The organism is Halomonas sp. A3H3 (genome assembly GCF_000982975.1).
Taxonomy (GTDB): Bacteria; Pseudomonadota; Gammaproteobacteria; order Pseudomonadales; family Halomonadaceae; genus Vreelandella; species Vreelandella titanicae.
This window is the reverse complement of record NZ_HG423343.1, coordinates 4,611,551-4,630,835: the sequence shown is the minus strand read 5'-3', so window position 1 is coordinate 4,630,835 and position 19,285 is coordinate 4,611,551. Positions and strand designations below refer to the sequence as shown.

The following is a 19,285-nucleotide window of genomic DNA, read 5'->3' as shown; positions in this document are numbered from 1 at the left end:
ATTTTTCAATTAGTTATAGATCTTCAATTGTGGTTCATAAACGCTGAAAAGGGAGTGCATCAAGATGGCGCGTCAAACGGTAGTTTTGGGAGCAGGCATGGTCGGTGTCAGCATTGCCTGGCATCTGCGCCAGCGTGGGCATGAGGTGACCCTGGTAGATCGCCTTCAGCCTGGCCGCGAAACCTCGTTTGGCAATGCGGGTATCATTCAGCGGGAAGCGGTAAGGCCTTACCCTTTTCCCCGCGACGTTAAAACGCTCCTCAGCGTTTTACCTAACCGTCGGGTAGATATTCGTTACCGCCCCGCGGGTATGGTCAACGCCGCCTCCCCGCTATTGCGCTACTGGATGAACTCAGCGCCGAAGACTTACCAGAAAATCGTGCCGGAATACGCCTCACTGATTCAGCTTTCGCTAAAAACCCACGGCCCGATGATTGAAGCCGCAGGCGCTGAGCACTTGGTGCGCAGGCAGGGATGGCTTGAGCTATATCGCACGCCTGAAAAACTTGCTGCGCGGATAACCGAGGCCGAAGAAGCACGGCGCCTTTATGGCGTGCAGTTTGAGCAACTGGATAAGGCGGCTCTTGCGCAGAAAGAGCCCTCTTTGAGTGACACCATTATCGGCGCAATTCACTGGCTTGATCCCTGGACGGTTGCTGATCCAGGTGGGTTGGTCGCGGCTTACGCCCAAGCGTTTAGTAATGATGGCGGGCGTATTTTGCAGTCGGATATCAAGTCGGTTCAGCAAATGGGTGATCGCTGGCAGGTCAATACCGCTGCTGAAGCGTTAGAAGTAGATGACGTCGTCGTGGCGCTAGGGCCCTGGGCGGGAAGCTGGCTAAAAGAATTGGGCTACCACTTTCCTACCTTTGTAAAACGTGGCTACCACATGCATTACGCGCCTCAAGCGCCAGCCAAGCTAAATTTCTGGGTTATGGATGCCGAGGTGGGCTACCTGCTGGCGCCGATGAACGCAGGGGTTCGCTTGACTACCGGCGCTGAGCTTGATCGCTTGGATGCGCCTGCTGATGTCAATCAACTGGGCGCCGCCGAGAAAGTGGCACGCAGCGTGTTCCCCTTGGGCGAGCGACGCGATGACGCCCCTTGGAAAGGCGCGCGCCCCTGTTTGCCCGATATGAAGCCAGTGATTGGGCCTGCGCCAAGGCATCCAGGGTTGTGGCTTGCCTTTGGCCATGGCCATCAGGGGTTCACTCTGGGGCCCGCCACCGGTCATCTAATGGCGGATATGATGGAGGGGCAGCCCACGGCCATCGATATGGCACCATTTCGTGCTGATAGGTTCTAACTAGCGCTTTATTTATTAATGATCAGGCGAGTTAGGCCGATAGTAATAGACGCTAGCACCAGTAATAGAGACGGTATCTTTGCGCGTGATCTAATGCTTTGCTAGTTTATAAGTACATTTGCACACCATGAGGTGGATATATGGATGTAGGCATCAGCAGTTCAGTCAGTGCATCGCTGTATATGAATCAGGCGCAAACCGCCGAACAGGCTCAAATGCAGGTTTTCAAAGAAGCTTTGGATACGCAAGCTGATCAAGTAACTGAAATAATGGCCTCTGCCGATACTGGCGCGCAGCCAGATCTAGCTAAAGAGGGCACCCTAGGTACGCAGGTAAATACCTTCGCCTAGCCCCCGGCTTTGGTGGTGGTTAACATCGGCCTTGTGCCACTTTGTAAGATTAAAACGCTGACTTGTTCAGCGTTTTTTTTGGCCTTTTTCAAGAGCGTCACATTTGACGCCACCCGCGACAACAGCCGCCTCCAAGCGTTACAATTGTCGCAATGGACATGGCTCAACGCGCGGTGGCCAGTTAGCGAAAGCTGCTGAGTGAGTGCTGCGAATGAGACCCTATATTTGAAGAGGCACAATGAAAGAGACTCAATTAGCCCGTGAAGCCGAGCTTCGCAGGACATTCGCTATTATTTCGCACCCCGACGCCGGTAAAACCACCATTACCGAAAAAATGCTGCTATTTGGGAATGCCATCCAGTTAGCCGGCTCGGTGAAGAGCAAGCGTAACGATCGCCATGCAACGTCAGACTGGATGAAGATGGAGCAGGAGCGGGGGATCTCGGTAACGACCTCGGTGATGCAGTTCCCCTACGGCGGCCGCATCGTCAATCTGCTGGATACACCGGGTCACGAAGACTTCTCTGAAGATACCTACCGTACGCTTACGGCGGTTGACTCTGCCTTGATGGTGATCGACGGCGCCAAAGGTGTTGAGGATCGCACCATTAAATTGATGGAAGTGTGTCGTCTGCGCACCACGCCGATCCTCACTTTCATCAACAAAATGGATCGCGATATCCGTGATCCCATTGAGGTGATGGATGAAGTTGAAACGGTACTGAATATCCAGTGTGCGCCGATGACCTGGCCGATTGGCATGGGTCGCCACTTTAAGGGCGTTTATCACCTTTATAACGACGTGATTCATCTTTATACCCAGGGGCAGGGTAGCCGCATTCCCGAGGATAAGCGCATTGAGGGTTTGGATAATCCCGAAGTGGATGCTGTGCTTGGAGAAGAGCAGGCCGAAGAGCTGCGCATGGAAGTCGAGCTGGTGCGCGGTGCCTCCCATGAGTTTGATCTGGATGCTTACCGGAGGGGGGAGCTTTCACCGGTCTATTTCGGTACCGCCATGGGTAACTTTGGTGTGCGTGAAATGCTTGACGGTTTTGTCGAGTACGCGCCGCCGCCCCAGGCCCACGAAACCGATACGCGGGTAGTCGCATCTGATGATGAGCGCTTCACCGGCTTCGTGTTTAAAATCCAGGCCAATATGGATCCCAATCACCGCGACCGCATCGCTTTTTTGCGCGTCTGCTCGGGTAAGTACGAAAAGAACATGAAGATGCGCCATGTGCGTATCGGCAAGGACGTTAAGATTGCCGACGCCTTGACCTTTATGGCCTCCGACCGCTCCCAGGTAGAAGAGGCTTGGCCCGGCGATATTATTGGCCTGCATAATCACGGCACGATTCAGATCGGCGATACCTTTACCGTGGGCGAAGATATGCGCTTTACCGGCATACCCCACTTTGCCCCCGAGCTATTTAAGCGCGTACGGCTTAAAGATCCACTTAAGATGAAGGCGCTACAAAAAGGCTTGCAGCAGCTTTCCGAAGAGGGGGCTACCCAGGTCTTTATGCCGATGGACAACAACGATCTGATTCTCGGCGCCGTAGGTACCCTGCAGTTCGATGTGGTCGCCCACCGTCTCAAGGAGGAGTACAAGGTCGACTGCCTCTATGAAGGTGTCAATGTCCAGACAGCTCGCTGGGTCTACTGTGAAGATGCCAAAAAGCTGGAAGAGTTCAAGCGCAAGGCCAGCGCCAACCTGGCGATCGATGGCGGTGGTTATCTCACCTACATTGCGCCTACCCGGGTGAACCTGCAGATGACTCAGGAGCGTTGGCCGGATATTCGCTTCCAGCCTACCCGCGAGCACTAATCCCTATATGTCAGGCGTTCCCATGCTGATAGATGCTCATTGCCATCTCGATTTTACTCAGTTCGATGATGATCGGGCTGAGGTGTTCGAGTCCGCTAAGGCAGTGGGTGTCGTGCACTTTGTGGTACCGGGGACGACCCGTTCGCGCTGGCAGCAGGTGCTGGCGCTCGGCGAGCGGCCGGATACGTCGGTATGCTTGGGCTTGCACCCTTACTTTGTCGATGAGCATCAAGCGTCGGATATCAACGCGCTTGATCATTTGCTCGCTGAGCACCCTGAGATAGTAGCAGTGGGCGAGTGCGGTATTGATGGTCGCTTTACCGACACGCTTGAAGCGCAGTGGCACTACTTTGATGTCCAGCTGAAGCTAGCGAAACAGCATTCTCTGCCGGTAGTGGTGCACTGTGTCCACGCCAACGATAAGGTCGCCAAGCGCCTACGCCAGCTTGCGCTTCCAGAGGCAGGGCTGATTCACGCCTTCTCAGGCTCCATTGAGCAAGCAACCAAGTTTCTCGATCTGGGCTTCAAGCTGGGGTTGGGCGGCGCAGTCACCTATGAACGCGCCAGGCGGTTACGGCGAACCGTTGAGGGACTGCCTGACGATGCCTTTGTGCTGGAAACCGACAGCCCCGATATGCCGCTTAGCGGCTACCAGGGCATGCGTAATGAGCCATGTCGAGTGGCTGAGGTATGCAGCGTTGTTGCCGCACTGCGCGGGCAAACAGAGGAGCAGGTCGCAGCTCAGAGCAGTAATACCGCCGCGACGCTGTTTGGCTTGCCTTCAACCTAGAATAAGCCTAGCCGTTAAGGCTAACTGCCAGCTGTTCAGGGTCAACGCGTTCAATCGTATAGGGTAACGTGAGAAGTGTCGCTGGCACCCCATCTAAATAAAGTTGCATAGTTTCTTCGGCGACTTTGGTGCTCATGACTGCCAGTAATTCGACGCCGCCTTGATGATTAAACGCACTGACCACCACTTCACCTACCGCTTTATCGTCACTATTAACCACGCTAGCACCTGCTGCGGGCAGTGAGTCGGCTTCTAAGCTAATACGCATCAAGCGCTTTTTCACCTGACCCCGGAAGTGTGCTCGGGCGACGACTTCCTGGCCGGTGTAACAGCCTTTTTTAAAGCTAATGCCGCCCAGCGCTTCCCAGTTCAGCATTTGGGGCAGGAAGTGATCCTGTTGGGTATCGGTTAGCCACGCCAAACCGCTACGAATATCCTCAAGCTGCCAAGCGTTACGGCCCGCTTGGTCATCCTGAGCCGACGCTAAATCGACCTTGCTGTCGTTTGCGAAACACAATAGCCAGCGCGGTGTCTCACCAGGGTAGCGGATTGCGCAGGCCTGATCGTTGCTAGTATGGGTGCCTACTTGATCAGCTAGCGTCAGGCCCAGCTGATTCGCAAGCGATTGGGCCTCATCGCTGGCACCAATGAATACTAGGTCGCGTTGGCTGGTTAGTTCAGCACGGTAAAAAGCGGCGAATTTTTTAAGATGACTCTCTAGGCTATCCAATAGGGTATTACTGAGCAGTAGCCGATAATGCTCTTCGCCCAAGCGCATTAGCTGGGCGTTGGCCAGCATGCGGCCCTTAGGCGTGCAGAAACAGGTGAGCGGCGCAAAGTGCCCGTCGGCCAAGCTGACTTGGGCGCTGGTCTGGCCCTGTAGGAACTTTTCTGCATCCGCCCCCTTCACATCCAGCGCGGCTAAGTGGTTAAGGCGGACGCTGCCAAGGGCGGGGGTGCTAGCGGTAACGGTCGCCATAAAAACTCCTGCAAAAGTGGGAAAGCGTTCGATAGTGATGCATTCAGTACGTAAAAGTAAAAGTGCCTTGAATGCTATTAGGTGTGGGCAGTCGTCACTGATTGCAAGGCACCATTAGCGTGCTAGACTCTTTCTCTTGTATCAGTTTTGCACAGGGCAACAGGTAGGGAAACGCTATGGCACAGCAGTCGTTGACATTCCAGGGTGTTAAATCGGTCGATCAGGTGAACAAAATCACCACTGCACTCATGATGCTTGATGGCGTTGATAGTGCCGAAGTGGGGCGCCATGGTGCCGATGTGGACGGCCGGGCAAAACGCGAGACGCTGATTAATGCCATTGAAAAACTCAAGCTAGGCGTAAAGGTATCCTAATGCACCCTCCCATTACCGTGATCAGTGAACGCAACCATGTCTTTAGGCAGCGAGTTGAAGTCAATGGTTTGGAAGATCTATATGCCGATGTGCCACCGATAGTAGGTGGCGAGGGCAGTGCCCCTGATCCCCACGACTATTTCGATATTGCTCTGGGTACCTGCAAGGCGGTTACCGTGCAGATGTACGCCAAGCGTAAAGAGTGGCCGCTTGAGGGCATTACCGTCACCGTGCAGCGGGACGATAGTCAGGAAAAAAAGGGCATCTACAAGCTAGACGTGGCATTAACACTGCACGGTATTGAAGACCCCGAACAGCGCGCCCGGCTGGAAGATATTAGCCACCGGTGCCCGATTCAACGCCTGATGACCCAGTCTACGGTCGAGATCGCCACCCGGTTAGTTTAAATTATATCTTTTATAGGAGCACCGATGAGCAAAGCCTTTCGATTGCAGTCAAAATTTCAGCCCGCTGGCGACCAGCCTGCTGCTATTAAAGGGCTGATTAGTGGCCTGGAATCTGGGCTTGCTCACCAAACGCTGCTTGGCGTGACCGGGTCGGGCAAAACCTTCACCATGGCCAATGTGGTGGAACAGCAGCAGCGCCCGACCATCGTGATGGCGCCGAACAAGACCCTGGCTGCCCAGTTGTATGGCGAATTCAAGGCGTTTTTCCCGGATAACGCCGTAGAGTATTTCGTCTCCTACTACGACTACTACCAGCCGGAAGCCTATGTGCCTTCCTCGGATACCTTTATCGAGAAAGATGCCTCGATAAACGACCATATCGAGCAGATGCGGCTTTCGGCCACCAAGGCACTGCTAGAAAGGCGCGATGCGCTGATTGTGGTATCAGTGTCAGCGATTTACGGCTTGGGTGACCCCGACCAATACTTAAAGATGCGTCTGCACTTCACTCGCGGCGAGTTGATTGACCAGCGCGCTTTCCTGCGGCGCTTGGCCGAGCTTCAGTACACTCGTAATGATATGGATTTCCGCCGCGGTACTTACCGGGTGCGCGGCGATGTGATCGATATCTTTCCTGCCGACTCTGACGAGGAGGCGGTGCGGGTAGAGCTGTTTGACAGCGAAATCGACACTATCCGACTGTTTGATCCGCTCACTGGCGCTGTCCGCGGGGAGGTGCCAAGGATGACTATCTATCCAAAATCGCACTACGTCACCCCCCGGGAAACGATTCTGGGCGCCATTGATGCCATTAAAGAGGAGCTCAAAGAGCGACTGGAGTGGATGCGTAAGCATGAACGGCTGGTAGAAGCACAGCGTCTTGAGCAGCGCACACTTTACGATATTGAGATGATGCTGGAGCTGGGTTACTGCAACGGTATCGAAAACTACTCCCGCTACCTCTCTGGGCGTGCCCCCGGCGAGCCACCGCCTACTTTCTTTGATTACCTGCCCGATGACGCACTGCTATTTATCGACGAGTCCCACGTCAGCGTGCCCCAGGTAGGTGGTATGTACAAAGGCGACCGTTCGCGTAAAGAGACCCTGGTCGAGTATGGTTTCCGGTTGCCTTCGGCGTTGGATAACCGGCCCATGAAGTTTGAAGAGTGGGAGGCCATTTCACCACAAACCATCTTTGTTTCCGCCACTCCAGGCCGCTATGAGGGCGAACACGCTAGCCAGACCGTTGAGCAGGTGGTGCGTCCCACCGGGCTGCTGGATCCTGAAATTGAAGTGCGTCCGGCCAGTACCCAAGTAGACGATCTGCTATCGGAAATTGGACTGCGCACTGCAGTAGGTGAGCGGGTGCTGGTGACCACGCTAACCAAGCGTATGGCGGAAGACCTGACCGAGTATTTTGACGAGCACGGCATTCGAGTGCGCTATTTACATTCGGATATCGACACCGTCGAGCGGGTTGAGATTATTCGTGACTTACGCCTGGGCAAGTTTGATGTGTTAGTGGGCATCAACCTGCTACGTGAAGGCCTGGATATTCCCGAAGTATCGTTGGTGGCAATTCTCGACGCCGATAAAGAGGGCTTTCTGCGTGCCGAGCGCTCGCTGATACAGACCATTGGCCGTGCTGCCCGTAACGCCCACGGCAAGGCGATTCTTTACGGTGATCGGATTACTGACTCGATGCGCAAGGCGATTGATGAAACCGAGCGTCGTCGCGCCAAGCAGACCGAACACAACCTAGAACACGGTATTACGCCAACAACGGTTACCCGCTCAGTGGCCGATATCCTTGAAGCCGCCCAGGCGCCGGGCAAGAAGAACAGCCGTCGGCGTGGTAATGAGCGCAAGGTGGCGGAAAGCGCCGCCGAGTATGATGTCACCACGATGAGCAAGCATGATCTGTTGGGCGCCATCAGCAAGCTCGAAGACGCCATGTTTGAGGCAGCACAAAATCTGGAGTTCGAAGAGGCGGCTCGGCTTCGCGACCAGCTCCATCAAATGAAAGACAAACAGCTGGCGCTGGGCTAGCGGTATGCCAGAAGGCCCAGAAATTCGCCGCGCGGCGGATCGTATCGAGCAGCAGATAGGTGGACGGGTGATCGACGATGCCTGGTTCGCCTTTCCAGAACTTGCCGAGCAGGCAGCCTCATTTATTGGTGTTCGGGTTGCCCGAGTAGATACCTGGGGTAAAGCAATGCTGGTCCGGTTTGCCGATCAGCGCGTGCTTTATTCCCACAACCAACTTTATGGTGTTTGGAAGCTGCATAGCGAGGATAAGCCGCCTAATACCAAGCGAGCGCTGCGGGTTCGATTGAGCGCAGAAGGGCACTGCGCCAGCCTCTATAGCGCCTCCGATATTTCCCTCTGGCACGCAGAACATCTCACCGAACACCCTTTCTTAGCCCGCTTGGGCCCTGATCTACTGAGTCAAGACGTGGCTCCCTCCGATGTGCAGCAGCGGCTGAATTTAAAGCAGTTTCATAAACGCAGCCTGGGGGCACTGCTGCTCGATCAGGGGTTGGTCGCCGGGCTGGGCAACTATTTGCGCTCTGAAATACTGTTTTTCTCCCAGCTTCCGCCAAGCGCTCGACCGGTGGATTTAACCCCAGAACAGCAGCAAACTCTGGCTGACTGCATCATTGATGTTACCCGGCAAGCCTACCAAGCCGCAGGTGTTACTAATTGTGAGGCCTGGATTGCTCAGGCTAAAGCAGCGGGTGAGCCGCGCAGGCAGTGGCGTTTTGCGGTTTTCGAGCGAGCAGGGCTAGAGTGCCACCGCTGTGGAACGGTGATCGAGCGCAAAAGGGTCGGGGCGCGCAGGCTTTATTTATGCCCATATTGTCAGTCGGCGTGAGTAGGGTTATACCGTTATCTTGCTTAAGAGATACCATCGACTAAAGCCCTAACCATAGTAGTCAGATAGGTGCCAGGGATTGCTGCTGCGTAAGTGCCAATACGGTATACTGGTAGCACGCTAAGACGGCACCTCCGCGGGCGCGGAGGGGAAGCCGCTGACTAGACGATAACCTAGGAGCTATTAGTCCATGACCGTGATTCGCCAGGACGACGTTATTCAAAGCGTTGCCGATGCTCTGCAGTACATCTCTTACTACCATCCTAAAGATTTCATCGACGCCATGGCCGCCGCCTATGAGCGCGAAGAGAACCCTGCCGCCAAAGACGCCATCGCACAGATTTTGATTAACTCACGCATGTGCGCCACCGGGCACCGTCCAATCTGTCAGGACACTGGCATCGTCACCGTATTCGTTCACGTGGGCATGAACGTTACCTGGGAAGCGGACATGAGCCTGGACGACATGATTAACGAAGGTGTTCGTCGCGCTTATTTGCTCCCCGATAATATCCTGCGCGCCTCGGTGCTGGCGGATCCCGACGGCAAGCGTGCCAATACCAAAGACAACACCCCGGCGATTATTCACCACTCGATTGTGCCCGGCGATACGGTCGATATTCACGTAGCGGCGAAGGGCGGTGGTAGCGAAGCAAAATCCAAGTTCGCCATGCTGAATCCCTCCGACAGTGTGGTTGATTGGGTGATGGAGCAGCTTCCGAAGATGGGCGCTGGCTGGTGTCCACCCGGGATGCTGGGGATTGGCATCGGCGGCACCGCCGAAAAGGCCATGCTGATTGCCAAAGAAGCGCTACTCGATCCTATCAATATTCAGGATCTACAGGCCCGTGGCCCCAGCAACCGTGCCGAAGAGCTGCGTTTAGAACTGTTTGACAAGGTCAACAAGAGCGGTATCGGTGCCCAGGGGTTAGGCGGCTTAACCACCGTGCTGGATATTAAAGTCAAAGACTATCCAACCCATGCGGCCAACAAGCCCGTCGCGATTATTCCCAACTGCGCGGCGACCCGTCATGCCCATTTCACGCTTGACGGCTCTGGCCCCGCGGTACTTGAGCCGCCGAAGCTTGAGGATTGGCCGGAAATCACTCGCGAGGCGGGTGAAAACGTCAAACGTGTCAATCTTGATACGGTGACGCCTGAGGAGGTTAAAACCTGGCAGCCTGGTGATACGCTGCTGTTGAACGGTAAGCTGCTCACGGGGCGCGATGCTGCTCATAAGCGCATGGTCGATATGCTGGCCAAAGGCGAGCCGCTGCCCGTGGATATGAAAGGTCGCTTTATCTACTACGTGGGCCCGGTTGATCCCATTGGTGACGAAGTCGTTGGCCCCGCTGGCCCAACTACCGCCACGCGGATGGATAAATTTACCCGCACTATGCTGGAAGAGACTGGCCTGTTAGGCATGGTCGGCAAAGCAGAGCGTGGCCAAGCCGCTATTGATGCTATCCGTGACAATGAAGCGGTGTACTTAATGGCGGTCGGTGGGTCGGCTTATCTGGTCGCTCAAGCGATTAAAAAATCGCGGGTAGTGGGCTTCGAAGACCTAGGTATGGAAGCAATCTATGAGTTTGAGGTTGAAGATATGCCGGTGACCGTCGCCGTTGATAGCCTGGGCACATCGGTACATCAAACCGGGCCTGCGAAGTGGAAAGAGATTATTGCCCAATCGGCGTAATGGAGTGGTAAGGTTGATTAGGCTTTAGACGCATAAGGGCCTCGCTGACGGCGAGGCCTTGTTCTATGTGAGGGCTTTTATAAGGACGTGACTATGACCTCCTGGTTGCTAGGGACCAGCATCTTACTGATACACCTGCTTGGCATCGTTTCAGCCATTATGGCGCTGATGTCTAGTCGCACCTCTCAGGGGGCCGTGGCATGGATCATCTCGCTGCTGACGTTCCCTTATGTCGCGCTTCCAGCGTACTGGTTTTTCGGGCGTCCAAGGTTTTATGGCTATGTGTCTGCCCGCGGCCAGCGGGACACCGTGCTACGCCGGGTTCTAGTGCACTACCGGGCTAACGTTCAACCCTACGTTGCGCCCTCTACCAACGCCGATATTCAGGCGGTCGAGCAGCTTGCCATGATGCCGTTAACCCATGGCAATCAAGCGACACTGCTCATTGACGGGCCAGCAACGTTTGAAAGCCTGTTCGATGGTATTGACCGGGCGGAAAAATATGTTTTGGTGCAGTTCTTCATTGTTCGCGACGACGCTCTCGGGCAACGTTTGAAGCACCATTTACAGTGTGCTGCCCGGCGCGGCGTGCGGGTCTATTTTCTTTATGATGAAGTGGGTAGCCGCAAGTTAGCCGATAGCTACCTCAATGATTTAATCAGCGATGGGGTGGCCGTGAGTGCCTTTCGCTCATCGCGAGGCTTTAAGCACCGTTTTCAGCTTAACTTTCGCAACCATCGCAAAATAACGGTAATAGACGGCAAGGAGGGCTGGATAGGGGGCTTTAATATTGGGGTCGAATATCTCGGCGAGAACCCACGGCACGGGCCTTGGCGTGATACCCATCTCAAGCTTGCAGGGCCCAGCGTACTGGGCTTGCAGGAGGCATTTTGGGAGGATTGGCACTGGGCGACGGATGAAGTGATTAGCCTGAACTGGATGGCCGATACGTGTTCCTCAGTGACCGACCACCATGTGGTGATCGTGCCTTCTGGGCCCGCTGACCGTCAGGACACCGCCAGCCTTCTCGTCCAGCAGGTCATTCATAGCGCCAAGCAGCGGCTGTGGGTGACTAGCCCCTATTTCGTCCCTGACCAGGGAGTTCAGGATGCGCTGCGGCTGGCAGCGATGCGCGGCGTCGACGTTCGGGTGATGATTCCAGAGCGCCCCGACCACTTGTTGGTTTTCCTCTCTGCGTTCTCATTTCTACCCGATATGTTAAGGGCGGGTGTTAAAATATACCGTTATCTTCCTGGTTTTTTACATCAAAAAGTCATGCTGGTAGACGACGAAGCAGCCACGGTAGGGACAGTCAATTTGGATAATCGCTCGTTTCGGTTAAATTTTGAGATTACCGCGTTTATTCCTAGCCGCGATTTTGCTACCAGCGTCGAGGCGATGCTGGAAAAAGACTTTGCTCACTGTCGTCGTGTCACTATCGATGAAATTAACCAGCGCCCGGTATGGATGAAAGTCGTTTCGCGGGCGGCCTATTTAATGGCCCCGGTTCAATAGATACGTCAGCCTAAAAGGAAAATCGAGATGCTCAAACGCAGGGTGAGACAAGGAGTCATGGGGTGAATCTTGAAACAAAATGGCTGGAGGATTTTGTCGCGCTAGCCAATACACGCAGCTTCTCTGCGTCAGCACGCCAGCGACACGTGACCCAGCCAGCCTTTAGTCGCCGTATTCGCGCGTTGGAGCAGGCCGTTGATGTCACCTTGGTAGATCGTTCAACTACCCCCGTGGGGTTAACGCCCGAAGGGCAGCTGTTTTTGGTTACTGCGCGCAATCTGGTCGAACAGTTAAACGAATCGCTTAGCCATTTGCGCGGTCTCTCTATTGCCAATGAGGCGCTGGATATTGTCGCGGCGCACTCCCTGGCATTGAGTTTTTATCCGCCTTGGATCTCCCGCCTGCAGCAGGGTTTGGGCGAGTTGCCGACCCGCTTGGTGGCCATGAATGTGGGCGAGGCAATACATGTGCTGCGAGAGGGTAACTGCGATCTGATGCTCGCCTACTATGACCCTTTTGCGACGATGCAACTGGACGCTGAAGTATTCCCCTCTTTCTCAATTGGTAAGGTCAATATGCTGCCCGTTTCGTTACCCGACGAGCATGGGAAAGCAAAGTTTTCACTCCAGCACGACACCTCCATTCCCTATCTTTCGTACACCCAGGGGGCCTTTTTAGGGCGCAGTGTGCGCATGCTGCTGAAAAATGACCCGCTGCGTATGAAGCTGCGTACGGTATATGAAACGGCCATGGCTGAAGGCCTGAAGGGAATGGTATTACAAGGCGTTGGCGTCGCATGGATCCCCGACTTTTGTATTCGTGAAGAGCTGAAAAGTGGCCGTTTGGTGAGGGCAGGCGACCCTAGCTGGGATATCCCCCTGGAAATCCGCTTATATCGCTGCTCGATGGTGCATAAGCCCGGCGTAGAGCGTTTATGGCGGCAGATGATGAAGCTGCCGCGGGATTTCCTACAAGCCTAGGGCCTGTTGACGTTTAGCTACTGCCAAAATCTGCGGGTAGCCCTAAAAAGTTCTGAATGATGAAGAAGTGATCTTCAAACAGGCTGTCGGGCTCGAGATCTGCAAGTGCTACCCAGCGCGCATGATCACCGCCTTTAACGGGCTTTAGGCGTGGCAGCTGCTGATCGGGGCGTAGCGCAAAATAGAAAGCTTCCGCCAAGGTGCGCCCGCGCCAGCTGCGGTGGGGTTCATCAAACAGGCGTTGCCCACGCAGCGAGCCTTTGAGTACAGGCTCAGGAACCTTTAAGCGAATGCGTTCGCGAAGTTCACGCAAGCAAGCATCCAGCAGCCGTTCATGGGGGTTAATAAACCCTCCCGGCAGGGCATAAAGGCCTTTGCCCGGTGCCGCCGTGCGTCGTACCAGCAGCACATGGCCTGACTGCACGACCACTGCGTTGACCGTGACAAAAATAGGCGGGTAGGGCGCGTGAGCCCAGGCCTGACGGTACTGATCCAACAACTGCTGCTCTTCGATCAGGCGCTGATAGGCGCCCTCATTGCAAAAGTGTTTGACGCTCTCCACCACCCCTGGCGGTAAATCGTGGTAAGCGCCGGTACTCAGGTAGTCATTCGTTGAGCTCGGCGAGCGAAACAGTCGCTCACGTATTTGGCTGGCTGAAATCCCCTCCACCGACGGCACGCTGACAGACTCCCACTGAGGAAACAGTGAAAGGTAGTAGCTTGACTGGCCGCGGCTGGCTCCGATCAAGCCAATACGTGGTAGGCGAGCATTGGCAGGTGCAGCTAAATCGCGCACTTTGCGCTGCACATCGCGCACCCAAACATCGTCGTTATAGAGGGCGTCGAGTAGCGGGGTGATCTCCAAGCGTTGATTATCGGCGTCGTCAAATCCCGCGCGAAGCATGGCTTGTCGTTCGTCGAATCGCCAGGGGTTACGCAGTGAGCGAGCCTGCCAAGAAGAGCCTACCAACACAATGACCTGCCGTGCGCGTTTGAGCGCTTCACGAATGACCGCGAGATGCCCCAGATGTGGCGGCTGAAAACGGCCAATAAACACCAAACAGTCGAAATCGCAGGCAGTCGCAGAGCGCGAAGTATCAGTGGCCATCCAAGCTTCCTTTTTCGTTTGGTGAACTCAGAGATGCAACCTACCAGAAAACTGCGCTAAACGCTGTGGTTAGGTATGCTAGAAAAATAGGATGTTGATAACGCTTATAAAAAGCCCCGTTACCCAGAGCACAGGGAGTGAATATGATTAAACGCGCCGCTATCTTTTGGTGGAAAGTAGTCCAAGACGCCACGTCACTATGGTTGGAGCGTAATGCCTTTAGCTACGCAGGTTCGCTAGCGTTCTATACACTTTTCTCATTGGCGCCTACCATTATTATCGCTGTCACAGTTATCGGTGTCGTGATGGGAGAAGAGGCGGCTCAGGGACAAATTGTAGCGCAACTGCAAGGTACCTTAGGGGTTGACGCAGCTGTCGCTATTCAAGACGCCGTCGCTCAATCCAGGATTGAGGAGTCGGGTATCCTGCCAACGCTATTGGGCGTAGGAGCCCTGGTGATCGGTGCAACAACCGTTTTCGCCCAGATGCAATTTTCGCTCAATACCATTTGGGGCGTAACGGCAAAGCCCACTTCTAATAGCGCTTTACGTTTTATTAAAAGCCGGTTGCTATCGTTAACGGTGGTGCTCTCCATCGGATTTATACTGATGGTATCGCTGGTATTAGGCGTCGTTTTGCGCGGTATGCTCCAGGCCGCCGATAATCTGGTGCCTTATGCCAGCTTACTGACAACGTCAGTTGAGTCGCTGGTCTCGCTGGCTGTGGTCACCTTACTATTTGCCACCATTTTTAAAGTACTTCCCGACGTTGTGTTGCGCTGGCAAGATGTGTTGATTGGCGCAGTCGTCACTGCCGTACTGTTTACTATTGGGCGCAGTGTAATCGCGATTTACCTGGCGTATACGGCTACAGCATCTACCTATGGCGCCGCCGGGTCGGTAGTCATGATTTTGCTATGGGTCTACTACAGTTCACTAATATTGCTGTTTGGGGCGGCGTTCACCCGCTCATTGCTACTACGCCGTGGCCGCCCGCTGATTCCGCGTAACAGTGCAGTGATTGTCAAACGTGAGTATGTTTAACACTCCGTTCAGAAGCGCCAAGGTAAGGAGGTAAGTATGAGTGATTGCTGTGTACGTGCCCTTGTGACCGGTAAGGTGCAGGGGGTCTGGTATCGCCGGGCTACCCAAGAGAAAGCCCTTCAGCACGGTATCACCGGCTATGCCAAAAACTTGCCCGATGGCCGGGTTGAAGTGTTGATGTGTGGTCACTCCGACGCAGTCAAGCTGCTAAGCGAATGGCTATGGCAGGGCTCAGAAGGTGCACAAGTTACCCATGTAGAGCTCGAGGTGCTGGATAACTGCCGCGCCCCGAGCCACTTTGCCACCCAGTAAAGCCTATTGGGAGCCTCTAATGAGACGGCAGGTCTCTATTGGGCACCTTTCCATTCAAGGATATTGTTAGCTGTCAGGCTAACAATATTCTGGCGCGCTTCTGGTGTAATCCAGGCGTTGTGAGGCGTGACAATTAAGTTTAGCGGCTCGCTGAGTGCATCCAGCAGTGGGTGCCCATCTCTGGGTGGTTCAGCGGGCAGTACATCAACGCCTAATCCACCCAGCTTGCCGCTACGCAGCGCCTCTAACGCTGCCACTTCATCGATAACCCCGCCGCGGGCGCAGTTGACCAGTAGCAGTGAGTTCTTGGCGCGCGTTAAGCGCTCCCGATTGATCAAGTGCTTGGTGGCCTCGCTCAACGGGCAGTGCAGGCTGATAACATCGGCATCGGGAAGCAGGTCGTCCAGGGCAGGGCGCTTATCATTAGCTTCTTTGCCGGGGCGGGCGGCGAAGGTGACTTGCATGCCAAAGGCTTCCGCCAAGCGTGCTACTTCGGTACCTAACTCGCCTTGTCCGACCATCACTAGCTGTTTACCTGCCAGTTGGAGCGTTGGGTAATCCTGCAAACAGAAGAAGGCGCTACGCTGCCACTCGCCTGCGGCGACATCGCGCTGATATTGGGGAAGACGATTGGCTAACGCGAGCATGAGCATCAAAGTGTGTTGGGAAACGCTGGCAGTGCCGTAAGCCGCGACGTTTTTAACTTCAATGTTGTGTTCTTTTGCGCTTTCAAGATCGATATTATTGAGACCTGTCGCCAATACGCATATTAGCCGCAGTTTTGGCAGTTGCTGCAGCGTTTCGGCGTCCAGCACTACCTTGTTCACGATCGCTACATCGGCGTTAGCAAGGCGTTCCCGCGCTTGTTGCGTGGTACTCTGCTCAAACACCTCAAGGTTTGAAACCGTCTCTTTAATGGCGGCCAAATTGATCTCGGGGCCGAGACTTTGCGCATCCAGTATCACCGCATGGGGCATTTTCTTCTCTCCATTAACCGCAGGGGGCTGTATAACCTTGCTCGTCAGGGGGCACAAAAGGGTATAATGGCGGCGCTTTATCAACCGCAGCCTTGGAATTTACCCCGACTGGCCACATATTGCAGCCTGGCAGCGTTTGTGTTCGCCATTGTTCTTTCTTTTCAGAACGAGTCTTTTAGATAGAACTGGATTTGTCAGAGCTGGGTCTTTAGAACTGAGCCTTTAGAGCTGGGTCTTTAGAATCAGGCCTGTCAGAACTAAGCTTGTCAGGGTTGAGCTTATTAGGAGTCATTAAGATGCCCATCTATGAATATGAGTGCAAGGCCTGCGGCCATCGCATGGAAAAATTGCAGAAGATTAGCGCCGATCCTCTCAATGATTGCCCTGCATGCCAAAGTGATGGCTTGGAACGGCTTGTCTCGGCAGCGGGATTCCGTTTGGCCGGCGGCGGTTGGTACGAAACTGATTTCAAAACGGGTAGCAAAAAGAACCTGGCCGCTGATGGCAAAACTGCCTCTGCAGATGCCGGTAAATCAAGCGATTCCAGCGCTACCGCTAAGAGCGACACTCCCAAAGACAAGGGCGCCGCGGCATAGCCGCGGCAGTCAGGGTCGGGACGCCCGCGACACACTCATTGCCACGTAACAGAACAGGATTTGACATGCGCAGCCATTATTGCGGCCAGCTAAACGAAACTTTGGTGGATCAAACGGTTACGGTATGCGGATGGGTTCATCGCCGCCGTGACCACGGTGGGGTAATTTTCCTCGATATGCGCGATCGCGACGGCATCGCACAGTTCGTGGTCGACCCTGATACCGCCGAGGCATTCGCTAATGCCGACCGTGCCCGCAGTGAATTTGTCCTGCGTATCACTGGTCGCGTTCGGCTGCGCCCAGAAGGCACCCAAAACGCCAACATGCCGACGGGTATGATTGAAGTGTTGGCAAAAGACGTTGAAGTGCTCAACACCGCCGTTACCCCGCCATTCCAGCTGGATGAGCATGGCAAGGTCGGCGAAGAAGTGCGCTTAAAGCATCGCTATATCGATCTGCGTCGCCCGGATATGATCGAGAAGCTGCGTCTGCGCTCGCGTATTTCTCATAACGTGCGCGCGTACCTCGAAAACCAAGGCTTCCTGGATATCGAAACGCCGGTACTCACCCGCGCTACGCCAGAGGGTGCTCGTGATTACCTGGTGCCTAGCCGTACCCACGCGGGTAGTTTCTTTGCACTGCCTCAGTCGCCGCAACTGTTTAAGCAGCTGTTGATGGTGGCGGGCTTTGACCGCTACTACCAAATTGCCAAGTGCTTCCGCGATGAAGATTTGCGCGCCGACCGTCAGCCTGAGTTCACTCAGATTGATATCGAGGCGTCGTTTGTGGAAGAGAACGACATCATGGGCATTACCGAAGCCATGATTCGTCAGCTTTTCCAGGACGTGCTAAAAGCCGAACTCCCTGAGTTCCCGCGCATGACCTGGCAGGAAGCGATGGACCGCTTCGGTTCCGATAAGCCGGATCTGCGTATCCCGCTGGAACTGACCGATGTCGACGACCTGATGCAGCAAGTCGATTTCAAAGTCTTCTCTGGCCCCGCCAGCGCGGATGATGGTCGCGTAGCGGCGCTGAAAGTACCCGGCGGCGCCAAGCTATCGCGCAAAGAGATCGACGAATATACCAAGTTTGTCGGCATCTACGGCGCCAAAGGCTTGGCGTGGATCAAGGTCAACGAGCGCGCCAAAGGGCTTGAAGGTCTGCAGTCTCCGATCGTCAAGTTTATGGAAAACATCGTTGAAGAGCTGCTCGACCGCGTGGGCGCAGAAGATGGTGACATCATCTTCTTCGGTGCCGATAAAGCCCGTATCGTTAACGAAGCCATTGGCGCGCTGCGCGTCAAGCTCGGTGCTGATCTGGAACTCTATACTCAAGAGTGGGCGCCACTGTGGGTAGTCGACTTCCCAATGTTTGAAGCCGACGACAGTGGTCGCCTGAGCCCGCTGCACCACCCCTTTACCGCGCCTTCCTGCACACCGGAAGAGCTCAAGGCAGACCCCGCCAATGCGCTTTCACGCGCTTACGATATGGTGCTCAACGGTACCGAATTGGGCGGCGGCTCTATTCGTATCCACGATCAGACCATGCAGAGCACGGTGTTTGAGATTCTAGGCATCGGTGAAGAAGAAGCCCAAGAGAAATTTGGCTTCCTGCTGGATGCACTTCAGTATGGTGCACCGCCTCATGGTGGCTTAGCCTTTGGCTTGGATCGCTTGGTCATGCTGATGGTCGGTGCCAAAACTATTCGTGAAGTCATCGCCTTCCCGAAAACCCAAAGCGCTGCCTGTTTGATGACCAATGCACCGGGCGAAGTCAGCCCCGAGCAGTTGAAAGATTTGAACATCCGCCTACGTCAGAAAGTCAAAGCGGAACCCGCCGCCGAATAAATCGGTTTGGATGGCTGCTCAACACCGACGCCACGGCGTCGGTGTTTTTGTAGTGCGCCAGGCATGGCGCGCAGCGCCTTGACCGGCGCTGTTCCTGGGGGTGGTGCTTCAGGATGACTTGGGGGTGAAAGTCCCCTGCACGCCCTGCAAGGGGAAGTGCTAGCCGACGGCAAGGGTGTCCCTCGCGAGGGGGAATCTGAAGGCAGCCCGAGGCAAAACGCTGGCCTGACGAACAGGAAGCGGATACGAGGCGTCATGGCGGGGTAAGGTGGCTACACTCACCAAAGCCCGATACTTGCAAG

18 protein-coding genes are annotated in these 19,285 nt (G+C 54.9%); 15 read left to right on the top strand and 3 right to left on the bottom strand.

Annotation, left to right across the window (positions count from 1 at the left end):
• Positions 1-64 precede the first annotated feature (64 nt).
• The 4 genes from HALA3H3_RS21020 to HALA3H3_RS21005 all read left to right on the top strand — a co-directional run bounded on the left by HALA3H3_RS21020 (position 65) and on the right by HALA3H3_RS21005 (position 4,274).
• Positions 65-1,306, top strand: coding sequence for an NAD(P)/FAD-dependent oxidoreductase (locus HALA3H3_RS21020; protein ID WP_009286678.1), 1,242 nt, complete (start codon positions 65-67; stop codon positions 1,304-1,306).
• 140 nt (positions 1,307-1,446) lie between these two features.
• Complete coding sequence (locus HALA3H3_RS21015) at positions 1,447-1,656, top strand: putative motility protein (RefSeq protein ID WP_022523503.1); 210 nt, start codon at positions 1,447-1,449, stop codon at positions 1,654-1,656.
• A gap of 238 nt (positions 1,657-1,894) precedes the next feature.
• Entirely contained in the window at positions 1,895-3,484 is a 1,590-nt protein-coding gene (locus tag HALA3H3_RS21010; RefSeq protein ID WP_022523502.1) for a peptide chain release factor 3, read from the top strand.
• A gap of 22 nt (positions 3,485-3,506) precedes the next feature.
• The gene (locus HALA3H3_RS21005) at positions 3,507-4,274 is read left to right on the top strand and encodes a TatD family hydrolase (protein ID WP_027959408.1); all 768 of its coding nucleotides are present in this window, start codon (positions 3,507-3,509) and stop codon (positions 4,272-4,274) included.
• 7 nt (positions 4,275-4,281) lie between these two features.
• Here the strand turns inward: HALA3H3_RS21005 and ygfZ are convergent, their stop codons facing one another.
• On the bottom strand, positions 4,282-5,253 hold the full coding sequence (ygfZ, locus tag HALA3H3_RS21000) for a CAF17-like 4Fe-4S cluster assembly/insertion protein YgfZ (protein WP_009286681.1): 972 nt from the start codon (positions 5,251-5,253) through the stop codon (positions 4,282-4,284).
• A gap of 176 nt (positions 5,254-5,429) precedes the next feature.
• On the opposite strand from ygfZ, the gene HALA3H3_RS20995 reads away from it, so the two are divergent.
• The 7 genes from HALA3H3_RS20995 to HALA3H3_RS20965 all read left to right on the top strand — a co-directional run bounded on the left by HALA3H3_RS20995 (position 5,430) and on the right by HALA3H3_RS20965 (position 13,100).
• A complete protein-coding gene (locus HALA3H3_RS20995; protein ID WP_007114205.1) occupies positions 5,430-5,627 on the top strand; it encodes a hypothetical protein in 198 nt (65 codons plus the stop codon).
• Positions 5,627-6,034 (top strand): OsmC family protein, encoded by a 408-nt coding sequence (locus HALA3H3_RS20990; RefSeq protein ID WP_022523500.1) that lies wholly within the window; start codon positions 5,627-5,629, stop codon positions 6,032-6,034. Before HALA3H3_RS20995 ends, HALA3H3_RS20990 begins: the two co-directional genes overlap by 1 nt.
• A 24-nt stretch (positions 6,035-6,058) precedes the next feature.
• Positions 6,059-8,083, top strand: a complete 2,025-nt coding sequence (gene uvrB, locus HALA3H3_RS20985; RefSeq protein WP_009286682.1) for an excinuclease ABC subunit UvrB — start codon at positions 6,059-6,061, stop codon at positions 8,081-8,083.
• 4 nt (positions 8,084-8,087) lie between these two features.
• The gene (gene nei, locus HALA3H3_RS20980; protein WP_022523499.1) at positions 8,088-8,909 is read left to right on the top strand and encodes an endonuclease VIII; all 822 of its coding nucleotides are present in this window, start codon (positions 8,088-8,090) and stop codon (positions 8,907-8,909) included.
• Positions 8,910-9,099: 190 nt separating this feature from the next.
• Entirely contained in the window at positions 9,100-10,605 is a 1,506-nt protein-coding gene (locus tag HALA3H3_RS20975) for a fumarate hydratase (RefSeq protein ID WP_022523498.1), read from the top strand.
• Between the two features lie 93 nt (positions 10,606-10,698).
• Complete coding sequence (gene cls, locus HALA3H3_RS20970) at positions 10,699-12,120, top strand: cardiolipin synthase (protein ID WP_022523497.1); 1,422 nt, start codon at positions 10,699-10,701, stop codon at positions 12,118-12,120.
• A 62-nt stretch (positions 12,121-12,182) separates the two neighbouring features.
• Positions 12,183-13,100, top strand: coding sequence for a LysR substrate-binding domain-containing protein (locus HALA3H3_RS20965; protein WP_009286686.1), 918 nt, complete (start codon positions 12,183-12,185; stop codon positions 13,098-13,100).
• A 13-nt stretch (positions 13,101-13,113) separates the two neighbouring features.
• Here the strand turns inward: HALA3H3_RS20965 and HALA3H3_RS20960 are convergent, their stop codons facing one another.
• Positions 13,114-14,208, bottom strand: a complete 1,095-nt coding sequence (locus tag HALA3H3_RS20960) for a bifunctional nicotinamide-nucleotide adenylyltransferase/Nudix hydroxylase (protein WP_022523496.1) — start codon at positions 14,206-14,208, stop codon at positions 13,114-13,116.
• A gap of 143 nt (positions 14,209-14,351) precedes the next feature.
• Between HALA3H3_RS20960 and HALA3H3_RS20955 the strand changes: the two genes are divergently transcribed.
• Both HALA3H3_RS20955 and HALA3H3_RS20950 read left to right on the top strand, forming a co-directional pair.
• A complete protein-coding gene (locus HALA3H3_RS20955) occupies positions 14,352-15,251 on the top strand; it encodes a YihY/virulence factor BrkB family protein (RefSeq protein WP_022523495.1) in 900 nt (299 codons plus the stop codon).
• Positions 15,252-15,287: 36 nt separating this feature from the next.
• Complete coding sequence (locus HALA3H3_RS20950) at positions 15,288-15,563, top strand: acylphosphatase (protein ID WP_022523494.1); 276 nt, start codon at positions 15,288-15,290, stop codon at positions 15,561-15,563.
• Positions 15,564-15,598: 35 nt separating this feature from the next.
• Here HALA3H3_RS20950 and HALA3H3_RS20945 read toward each other — a convergent pair whose 3' ends face one another.
• Positions 15,599-16,540 (bottom strand): D-2-hydroxyacid dehydrogenase, encoded by a 942-nt coding sequence (locus HALA3H3_RS20945; RefSeq protein WP_022523493.1) that lies wholly within the window; start codon positions 16,538-16,540, stop codon positions 15,599-15,601.
• A 296-nt stretch (positions 16,541-16,836) separates the two neighbouring features.
• Here HALA3H3_RS20945 and HALA3H3_RS20940 point away from each other — a divergent pair, with 296 nt between their 5' ends.
• Together HALA3H3_RS20940 and aspS are read left to right on the top strand one after the other, a co-directional pair.
• Entirely contained in the window at positions 16,837-17,136 is a 300-nt protein-coding gene (locus HALA3H3_RS20940) for an FmdB family zinc ribbon protein (protein ID WP_022523492.1), read from the top strand.
• Between the two features lie 65 nt (positions 17,137-17,201).
• Complete coding sequence (aspS, locus tag HALA3H3_RS20935; RefSeq protein ID WP_022523491.1) at positions 17,202-18,983, top strand: aspartate--tRNA ligase; 1,782 nt, start codon at positions 17,202-17,204, stop codon at positions 18,981-18,983.
• Positions 18,984-19,285 lie beyond the last annotated feature (302 nt).